Annotated in this window: 10 protein-coding genes; 2 read left to right on the plus strand and 8 right to left on the minus strand. The window is 32.7% G+C overall.

The window, feature by feature from the left end:
- Positions 1-604 (plus strand): uracil-DNA glycosylase (locus tag ACH2BP_RS10095; protein WP_395059499.1); only part of this gene is annotated, 604 nt, incomplete at its 5' end.
- Positions 605-709: 105 nt separating this feature from the next.
- On the opposite strand, the gene ACH2BP_RS10100 is transcribed toward ACH2BP_RS10095, so the two are convergent.
- From ACH2BP_RS10100 to ACH2BP_RS10135, 8 genes are all read right to left on the minus strand, one after another.
- Positions 710-1654, minus strand: coding sequence for a transglutaminase (locus ACH2BP_RS10100; RefSeq protein WP_395059501.1), 945 nt, complete (start codon positions 1652-1654; stop codon positions 710-712).
- 29 nt (positions 1655-1683) lie between these two features.
- On the minus strand, positions 1684-2529 hold the full coding sequence (locus ACH2BP_RS10105) for a substrate-binding domain-containing protein (RefSeq protein ID WP_395059503.1): 846 nt from the start codon (positions 2527-2529) through the stop codon (positions 1684-1686).
- A gap of 15 nt (positions 2530-2544) precedes the next feature.
- Entirely contained in the window at positions 2545-3669 is a 1125-nt protein-coding gene (locus tag ACH2BP_RS10110; protein WP_395059505.1) for an SDR family oxidoreductase, read from the minus strand.
- A gap of 30 nt (positions 3670-3699) precedes the next feature.
- The gene (locus tag ACH2BP_RS10115) at positions 3700-4233 is read right to left on the minus strand and encodes a GNAT family N-acetyltransferase (protein WP_395059507.1); all 534 of its coding nucleotides are present in this window, start codon (positions 4231-4233) and stop codon (positions 3700-3702) included.
- A 225-nt stretch (positions 4234-4458) separates the two neighbouring features.
- Entirely contained in the window at positions 4459-5325 is an 867-nt protein-coding gene (locus ACH2BP_RS10120; protein ID WP_395059509.1) for a nucleoside phosphorylase, read from the minus strand.
- Between the two features lie 113 nt (positions 5326-5438).
- Entirely contained in the window at positions 5439-5768 is a 330-nt protein-coding gene (locus tag ACH2BP_RS10125) for a translation initiation factor (RefSeq protein WP_394760260.1), read from the minus strand.
- Positions 5769-5837: 69 nt separating this feature from the next.
- A complete protein-coding gene (locus tag ACH2BP_RS10130; RefSeq protein WP_395059511.1) occupies positions 5838-6236 on the minus strand; it encodes a GxxExxY protein in 399 nt (132 codons plus the stop codon).
- A 185-nt stretch (positions 6237-6421) separates the two neighbouring features.
- Positions 6422-7372: an isopenicillin N synthase family dioxygenase gene (locus ACH2BP_RS10135; protein WP_395059513.1), complete on the minus strand. Its 951-nt coding sequence runs from the start codon at positions 7370-7372 to the stop codon at positions 6422-6424.
- Positions 7373-7645: 273 nt separating this feature from the next.
- On the opposite strand from ACH2BP_RS10135, the gene ACH2BP_RS10140 reads away from it, so the two are divergent.
- Positions 7646-9622, plus strand: a complete 1977-nt coding sequence (locus ACH2BP_RS10140) for a thiamine pyrophosphate-dependent enzyme (RefSeq protein ID WP_395059515.1) — start codon at positions 7646-7648, stop codon at positions 9620-9622.
- Positions 9623-9753: the final 131 nt, after the last annotated feature.

Here is a 9753-nt window from a genome sequence, read left to right on the forward strand (position 1 = left end):
TCCAGATTTAATGGAAACTGTTGATGAGGAGTATAAAAATCATACTTGTTATCCCCCAAAAGAATTAATTTTTGCCGCGTTTAATTATTGCAGTTTCAAAGAGGTAAAAGTGGTTATCATTGGCCAGGATCCGTATCACGGCAAAGGCGAAGCCAATGGTTTGTGTTTTTCTGTAAATGATGGTGTAAAAATTCCACCTTCATTAAAAAATATTTTTGCAGAAATAAATACTGAATATGATCGAATTTTTTCTCCAACTTCTGGTAATTTAGAATCTTGGGCAAAGCAAGGAATTTTACTTTTAAATGCTTCTTTAACTGTTCGTAAGGATATAGCAAATAGCCATAAACACTTAAAATGGAATGTTTTTACTGATGCAGTTATTCAGTATATTTCAGATAATTCTGAACATGTTGTTTTTTTACTTTGGGGAAGTTTTGCGCACAAAAAAGGAAGTAAAATAAATAGAAACAAACATTTGGTTTTAGAAACTGGTCACCCTTCGCCACTAAGTGCTAATCGTGGTTTTTGGTTTGGAAATAATCATTTTAAGTTAACAAATGAGTATTTGAAATCGAATGGTTTTACTGAAATTGAATGGTAATTTTTAGATATTGTTTCTTAATTAGCCCTGATTGCAGTGGAAATCCTTTTTTGAGGTACGAAAAAAAGATTGCAACGAAAAGCAGGAAATAGCTTCTAAAAAAAACTAATCATTCAAAGTTAACTCTCCTAGAATTTCTTCGCTCATGAATTTTCCGCCAGGATAATTGGCTGTATAATCGAGATTGAGCCATATTTGTCCGCGCTCATCGATGTGATAATGCAATTGTTTGCCTTTGCTTTCTTCGACAAAAAGCACCTTTTTGATTAGGAAATTTATGTTTTGCAAATCACGATTTGTTCCAATTAGCATTTCGGGATAAATATGGTCGTTTGTATGAATAAGTCTAGGGATTCCGCCTACAGCTTTTATTCCAGCTGCCATAAGAATGGCGTGATCATCGCAATCGCCAGAGAAATGTTGCAAGGATTCTGATGCAGAAGCAATGTAATTATTGCCTTGTGGATCGTTTACATAATTCCAACGGCTTTTTATTTCTTTAAAAACTGCAAAACACTGAATTGTAGTGCGATAATTCTGATATCCTTTTATTTTTTTTATATCTGAAAAGTATTTTGTAGTTGCTGATAATGCAAAATTCCGAACTTTGGGATTTGAATAATCTATCGATCTTATTACTTTGTTTTTATTAGGAAATGGCAAGAGTTTACTTACAATAATATCTTGCGGATAGGGATTCTCGCCCATGGTGTACATCATCGAGCGATAATCATCGTAAACCCTATAAAAACTGTATTCTCCAAAGATTGTCCCTAAAAAAACTATGATAATATAAACGAAAATACAGATTACAATAATTGTTTTTAGTGCTCTTAATATGAGTTGAAAACAGATTAAAATTACGATAAATAACAGAATTCTATCAATAGGAAATTGCCAATTTGGATTGACTAAATTTTGATGAACAATAATAAATATTGGTATAGTTAGTAAGATATTTAACAAAAAAATGACAACAGTATCCCAAGGCTTTGGTAAGGAAAGCTTTTCTTTGTATTTTTTAATAAATTCCTTTTTGACCACTGACATTGTTTTGTAAAACGATAAAAAATAAGCAATTATCTGACTACCGCTTCAAAAGTAACCTTTTTATCAATAATAGATAGTTCAAATAACTGATTTTGAACTTTGTTTAACATTTTTTCTGATAATTGATCTTGTGACCATTCAGTTAAAGATAGCCATTCTTCAATATCTTTTATTTTTAAGTTATATTTTAAGGATAATGTTTTATTGATACTTGGAATTTCTTTAAATTCGGAAGTAGTGTTATTGATTATTTTCAGGATTTTATCGATAATATTTGGATCCTTTTCCAGAATTTCTTCACGAACTGCAATGACAAAACATGGCCAAGGAGTAGGGCAGCTGGCAATTTTTCTAAAAATACCTTTGTCAACTAACGGTTTTGTCATGAATCGTTCCCACATAAAATAATCGGCAGTTTGGTTTGTTAATGCTTCGACAGCACCATCGATAGTATTTACGATTTCGAATTTCAAATTATCAGTTTTCCAATTTTCATTATTAGCATTCACAATCGACATTAAATGTGATCCGGAACCCAATCGAGAAATGGCTGGTTTTGTATTTTCTAAATCTGATAGCTTTTTGTATTTTGAATTGGCGGCGACATGAATTCCCCAAATAAGTGGGCTTTGCACATAAACTTGTACTATTTTGCTCGGGTTTCCGGCTATAATATCTTTTACAATTCCTTCGGTTAGAATAACTGCGATGTCGGTTTCTTTATCACGAAGCATCTGGCACATTTTCCCTGTCCCTTCGGGTACATTGGTCCATTGCAAATCGATATTTTCAGCTTCAAATTCGTCATTTTCAAGGCATAATAGCCATGGCAAATTGAAATGTTCTGGAACCCCTACTATTTTTATTGTTGTCATTTTTTAAGTAAAAAATTAAACATTTATATCTTTAAAATTATGCAATCTCGCATAACGAATCATGTTTGTAAATGCTTCGGTATCCAGTTTAGGTATTTCGAGAATAGAGTTTAATAATGTGGTATCATACTCGTTGGCATCAGTTGTAAAATAAGGTTTTAAATGTTTACCAATGCTTTCGTAATATAGCTTTTCGATAGTAGTTTTATAATTAAAATCGAGTGTGTTTTGTATTAGACTAAAATTAGTATAACCCACTTCTTGCATGATCAGTTGTAGTCCTTTTACGATATTAAAACTTTTGTTGTGTACAATATTAAGTTGTTGAATGTCTTCTCTTTGAAAAGAATTTACAATTACTTTTGCCACATAATCAACAGGAATAATGTTTAATCCTGTTTCTTCATTAATTTGAAATCGTACATTTTCTTGTTCATTTTTTCGTTGTGCCGTAAAATGGAAAAATTTTGCCAGAAGGTAAAAAACCATGTATTTCGGAATGAAATAATTGTTTTCTTTTCCTAACATTTTTCCTCCAATGACGCTTGGGCGAAGAATTTGGTACGGTAATCCAATATTCTCACACTGTTTTTTTACAAAGTTTTCCGAATGAAATTTTGCGTTTTCGTATGCATTTCGGTGTTCTGGAATAAAATCTAAATTATGAAAATCGTTACCTATTAGTCCGTTTCTAACTCCTGATGAGAATGCAGTACTGATATAAATAAATTTTTTGATGAATGGGGAAAATGTATTGAAAATGTCTTTTGTAATTTGAGCATTTTCATTAAATATTTTTTCTTTTTGATCATCATCAGTCGATAAATTGACATAACCTGCAGAATGAATGAAGTAAGCTCCTCGAATTTTTTCGGCATTATTATCTTGAATTTCAGACAAATCGGTATCTATAATTTCTAAATAAGAATGTAATTTTTCTAATCCTTTTTCGGCAAGAATTTGAGGTGTATAGCTACTAGATAAAAGTTCGTTTATTCTGTCTTTTGCTGAGTTTTTTCCTTTATTTCTTGTGATAAGAAATAGTTTTCCTTCAATTTTTTCGGTAATAAACTTTTCAAGAATTTCATACATAATATGAGATCCTAAAACGCCTGTTGCTCCTGTAAGAATTATTTTCATTGTGGTTTTGTTCTAAAAGACAAATGTAGGTTAAATAGCGGGATTTTTCATTTGCCACCATTTCCAAAGAGCTCCGTGTTCATCTAAATAATCTTCAATAAAATTCATACCTACTTTTTGCAAAATATGATTTGACGCTCCGTTTTGAGTATGAGTGTAGGCATTCATTATTTCGATTTTCATCTGATTAAAACCATAATCCAACCAAGCGACTGATGCTTCTGTAGCATATCCTTTGTTCCAGAATTTCTCGTTTAGACGATAGCCGTAATCGTAAAAATTGGTATTTCCGTTTTCTACATGATCGTTTACAAATTTAATTCCTGTCCAGCCGATTAGCTCTCCCGTTTCTTTTATAATTGTTGAAAAACGCCCAATTCCTCGTTCTTCATATTGTTTTTGAACCATTCCAATGTAATCGTGTACTTCTTCAATTTTTGTAACTGGTTTTTGCCATAAATAATTATGAACTTCTGGGTTTTTGTCCATATCAAAAAGTGCTTCGGCATCTGATAATTCAAACGGGCGAAGAATGAGTCGGTCGGTTTCTATTATTAAATTCATTTTATGAAAAATTGAACGCGGATTTTCACAGATTTGCTAAAGCAAAGACGCGGATTTTCGCAGATTTTATTTATTTTAAAATATAGTCAATTAGCTTATTCACGGTTTTTTAGCCCCGATTGCTTCGCCAGTTCGCACTTTCAGGCTCGTGTGTAGTGGAAATCCTTTTTCTGGCTTCTTTAGCCAGGAAAAGATTGCAACGGAAAGCGGGATTAGCTCCTGAAATTATTTAATCAATTTATCCAAAGTGTAAGTAATTAACTCATTGACGGTTTTTTCTGGATTTGAACTAAATTCACCTACCGCTCTATTGGCAATGATAGCGTTTAGAGACAAACAATTATGACCTAATAATTTTCCTAAACCATAGATTGCAGAAGTTTCCATTTCAAGATTTGTCATGCGAGTTCCGTTATAATTAAAAGCATCCATTTTTTTATTCAATTCAGGATCTTGAATATTTAAACGAACTACACGACCTTGAGGCCCGTAAAAACCTCCCGCTGTTCCTGTAAATCCCTTGTGAAATTTTTCTGAATATATTTTATTTTCTAACGCTTCGGCACAAGCCACAACCGTAGGACGACCTTTGCGTAAATCCCAATTGGTTTGAGCAATAAAAGCATCTTCTAATTCGGCAATAGAATGTTCTTCGATTAAATAGGAGCGAAGCATATTGTCTAAACCAACAGCATATTTGCTCATAACCCAACTATCTACAGGAATGTCGGCTTGCAAAGAGCCAGAAGTTCCAATGCGGACAATATTTAAAGCGGTATGATTTGGTTTTATTTCTCTGGTTTTTAAATCGACATTTACTAAAGCGTCTAATTCATTAAAAACAATATCGATATTATCCGGACCAATTCCTGTTGATTGTACAGTAATTCGTTTGCCTTTGTACATTCCAGTTTCGGTTTTGAATTCTCTTTTTTGAGTCGAAAATTCGATACTATCGAAATGTTGTGTAATTTTTGACACACGTTCTTGGTCACCTACAAAGATGATGTCGTGTGCTATATTTTCAGGAAGCAAGTTTAAGTGATATACACTTCCGTCTGGGTTTAGTATTAATTCTGATGATTTTATCATTTTTTATTTTTTTTTCTGTTTCATAAAGATGCACAAAGGTGACACAGAGTTTCACAAAGTTATTTTTTATAGTAATTGCTACGTCTGTTCACTATCGCTCGGGTCGTAATTATTTAGCCTCCAACACGTTTTACTTTAAATCCTTTTATTTTAAGTATTTCCATGATTTTGTCACGATAATCTCCTTGAATTATTATCGAATCGTCTTTGAAAGTACCACCAACACTGAGTTTGATTTTTATTTCTTTGGCTAGAATTTTAAAATCTTCGTCACTTCCTTCGTAGCCTTCAATAATAGTGGTGGCTTTTCCTTTTCGTTTTTCATATTTACAAATCATGGGGTCTTTTTGAACGTATAATTCGTGCTCAACTTCTGGAATTGCTTCTTCTGGAGAAGGTTCGTGATTTGGGAAAAGGTTTTTTAATTGGTCTTGTAAGTCCATAATTTTATTTTTTTGGAACGCGGATAACTCTATTTTTTTTGAACACAGATTTAATAAATCAAAGAAACCTTAATGCTTATTATACTTTTTATATTCATTAGTAAATATTTTTCTAATAAATTGTGGGTCTTTTCCAAAGTTTAATAATAATCCAACTTCACAATCTGTTGCTTTTAGATAATTTAATAGTTGGCATTCATGGGCTTCAACCATATATTCAACACACTTTAACTCAATAATTACTGAATTATTTACTATTATATCTGGAATATACTCTCCAACGATTTCATTTTTATAATGAACATTTAATTTTTTTTGATTTTCAACTTCAAAACCTCTTTTATTTAATTCTATTAACATTGAATTTTGATATACTTTTTCAAGAAACCCATATCCTAATTCGTTGTAAACATCATAATAAATTCCAATTAATGATTTTGTTAATTCTTGATGAGGATAATTTTTCATATTTCTTTTGTTTGGCGAGTATATTAATATTTTTTGAACACAGATTTAAGAAATTAGAATAATTTAAAAAATTTCTCCAATTTCTTAAATCTGTGTTCAAAAAAAGTTTTTGTTATGGCATATAATATGAAACTAAAAAAAGACATCAAGCGAACTCAATGTCTTTAAAGCTATATAATTGAGTATTATTTTTTGATTAATCCTAAATCTACTAATCTTTCGTACAAGAATTCACCTGCCGAAATATCGTCGTATTTTTTAGGATTTTCCGCATCAATACAATTATCTAAAACATCCAATCTCATATCGCTAACAGGATGCATAAAAAACGGAATAGAATATCTTGAAGTTCCCCACAATTCTCTCGGTGGATTTACCACTTGGTGAATAGTTGATTTTAATCTATTATTTGTGTGACGAGATAACATATCGCCTACATTTATAACTAGTTCATCTGGTTCAGCAATAGCGTCAATCCATTCACCATCATGATTTTGAACTTGTAAACCACGACCTTGAGCACCCATTAATAAAGTAATCAAGTTAATATCTCCATGAGCTGCAGCACGAATTGCATTTTCAGGCTCAGAAGTAATTGGCGGATAATGAATCGGTCTTAAAATAGAGTTACCTTCATAACCATATTGGTCAAAATAATGCTCATCTAAACCAAGATGCAAAGCCAAAGCTTGTAAAACTGTAATTCCAGTTTTTTCTAACATTTGATACGCTTCTTTTCCTACAACATTAAATCTAGGAAGTTCTGTTACTTCAACATTATCAGGATATTCAGCAGCGTATTTTGAATCTTTGTCAACATACTGACCAAAGTGCCAAAACTCTTTTAAATCTCCTTCTTTTTTTCCTTTAGCATGTTCTTTACCAAAAGAAACATAACCACGTTGACCACCAATACCTGGGATTTCATACCCATATTTTGTTTCTAATGGTAAGGAGAAAAAATTTCTAATTTCACCATACAATTCGCCAACCAATTTGTCATCTAAAAAATGACCTTTTAACGCTACGAAGCCAATCTCTTCGAAAGCTTTTCCGATTTCATTTACAAATTTTTGTTTACGTTCCGGGTTACCCGAAAGGAAATCACGCAAGTCAACACTAGGAATGTTTTGCATCTCTTAAATAATATGTTAATAACTTACAAATGGATAATACCATCATAAAACAAATGTATAAATATTTTTTTTATTTGAAGCCATTTCCTGCTATCCGTTGCAATCTTTTTTTCTCTCGTTAAAAAAAAACGAGATCAAAAAAGGATTTCCACTGCTATCAGGGCTAGACATACCCAAACTCATTCATAATTATTTAAAAAAAACCACGAAAACTGTTTCATCTGCTTGTCATTTTTTTATACTTTTGGGCCACAATTAAAAATTGCAATAAAAATGAATTTCGACAGAAAAAACATATCCAACGAAACGTTACTAGATTTATACAAACGAATCCTAAAACCACGATTAATCGAAGAAAAAATGCTGATTCTTATCCGTCAAGGTAAAGTATCTAAATGGTTTTCTGGAATTGGTCAAGAAGCTATTTCTGTGGGAATTACAGCGGTCTTAGATAAAGATGAATACATCTTACCAATGCACCGTAATTTGGGAGTTTTTACTGGAAGAGATATTCCATTACATCGCCTTTTCTCGCAATGGCAAGGAAAAGCCAACGGATTTACAAAAGGTCGTGACCGTTCGTTTCATTTTGGTACACAAGAATTCAATATAATAGGAATGATTTCGCATTTGGGTCCACAATTGGGAGTGGCTGACGGAATCGCTTTAGCAAATAAATTAAAAAAGAACGGAAAAGTAACTGCAGTTTTTACTGGAGAAGGCGCTACTTCCGAAGGAGATTTTCATGAAGCATTAAATATTGCTGCTGTTTGGGATTTACCAGTTCTTTTTGTTATCGAAAATAATGGTTATGGTTTATCGACACCCACAAACGAGCAATACCGTTGCGAAAACTTAGCTGATAAAGGCGTAGGTTTTGGAATGGAATCGCATATTGTTGACGGAAATAATATTCTTGATGTTTATAATTTAATATCAGAGTTAAAAGCATCAATGAAAGAAAATCCTCGTCCAGTTCTTTTAGAATTCAAGACTTTCAGAATGCGTGGACACGAGGAGGCGAGTGGGACAAAATATGTTCCTCAAGAGCTAATGGATATGTGGGCCATAAAAGATCCAGTTGAAAATTTTAGAAGTTATCTTAAAGCAACAGCTGTTTTATCTGATGAGGATGATGATTCTTTTAGAGCAGAATTAAAAAAAGAAATAGATACCGATTGGGCACTCGTTCAAAAGGAACCAGAAATTGTAGCTAGTCTAAGTGAAGAGTTAAATGATGTTTACAAACCATACGATTTTGAGGAGATTAACCATTCAGAAGAAGTAGAAAATATCAGAATGATTGATGCTATTTCTAACAGTTTGCGTCAATCGATGGAGCGTCATGATAACCTAGTTATTATGGGGCAAGACATTGCCGAATATGGTGGTGCTTTCAAAATTACTGATGGTTTTGTAGCGCAATTTGGTAAAGAAAGAGTTCGTAATACACCTATTTGCGAAAGTGCAATTGTTTCAGCTGCTATGGGATTGTCTATCAACGGACACAAAGCGATTGTTGAAATGCAATTTGCCGATTTCGTTTCTACAGGATTTAATCCAATCGTCAATTTATTGGCAAAGTCACATTACCGTTGGTTAGAAAATGCAGATGTTGTCGTTCGTATGCCTTGCGGTGGTGGGACACAAGCCGGGCCTTTTCATTCACAAACCAATGAAGCTTGGTTTACCAAAACACCAGGATTGAAAGTGGTTTACCCAGCATTTCCTTACGATGCCAAAGGATTATTAAATACAGCAATTAACGATCCTAACCCTGTAATGTTCTTCGAGCACAAACAATTGTACAGAAGTATGTATCAAGATGTTCCTAAAGATTATTATACGATTCCTTTTGGAAAAGCGGCCATGATAAAAGAAGGTTCGGCAGTTACTGTGATTTCATTTGGTGCAGGAGTGCATTGGGCGTTAGATACATTAAACAAAAACCCAGATATTTCAGCAGATTTGATCGATTTACGTTCGCTTCAACCTTTAGATACCGAAACTATTTTTGCCTCAGTAAAGAAAACAGGAAAATGTATTATTTTACAAGAAGATTCTATGTTTGGAGGAATTGCTAGTGATATTTCGGCTTTGATCATGGAAAATTGCTTCGAATATCTTGACGCACCAGTAAAACGTGTAGGAAGTTTAGAAAGTGCTATTCCTTTTGTAAAAGCATTAGAGGACCAATACTTGCCTAAAGTAAGATTTGAAGAAGGTTTAAAAGAATTGTTAGCGTACTAAAAAATAACTTGTCATTATATTTAAAGCTACCCCAATTAGACTGCACCCAAAATTTTGGACAAATTTATAATTAATTTTGATAATAATGAGCTCGATATTGTATTGGGCTCATTTTGTTTAAATTTGACTTT

It is taken from the genome of Flavobacterium sp., assembly GCF_043756175.1.
Lineage (GTDB): Bacteria > Bacteroidota > Bacteroidia > Flavobacteriales > Flavobacteriaceae > Flavobacterium.

Excerpts from the sequence above, each read along its gene's own strand:
- ACH2BP_RS10100 (WP_395059501.1), bottom strand. The coding sequence starts at position 1,654 with ATGTCAGTGGTCAAAAAGGAATTTATTAAAAAATACAAAGAAAAGCTT.
- ACH2BP_RS10105 (WP_395059503.1), bottom strand. The coding sequence starts at position 2,529 with ATGACAACAATAAAAATAGTAGGGGTTCCAGAACATTTCAATTTGCCA.
- ACH2BP_RS10110 (WP_395059505.1), bottom strand. The coding sequence starts at position 3,669 with ATGAAAATAATTCTTACAGGAGCAACAGGCGTTTTAGGATCTCATATT.
- ACH2BP_RS10115 (WP_395059507.1), bottom strand. The coding sequence starts at position 4,233 with ATGAATTTAATAATAGAAACCGACCGACTCATTCTTCGCCCGTTTGAA.
- ACH2BP_RS10120 (WP_395059509.1), bottom strand. The coding sequence starts at position 5,325 with ATGATAAAATCATCAGAATTAATACTAAACCCAGACGGAAGTGTATAT.
- ACH2BP_RS10125 (WP_394760260.1), bottom strand. The coding sequence starts at position 5,768 with ATGGACTTACAAGACCAATTAAAAAACCTTTTCCCAAATCACGAACCT.
- ACH2BP_RS10130 (WP_395059511.1), bottom strand. The coding sequence starts at position 6,236 with ATGAAAAATTATCCTCATCAAGAATTAACAAAATCATTAATTGGAATT.
- ACH2BP_RS10135 (WP_395059513.1), bottom strand. The coding sequence starts at position 7,372 with ATGCAAAACATTCCTAGTGTTGACTTGCGTGATTTCCTTTCGGGTAAC.
- ACH2BP_RS10140 (WP_395059515.1), top strand. The coding sequence starts at position 7,646 with ATGAATTTCGACAGAAAAAACATATCCAACGAAACGTTACTAGATTTA.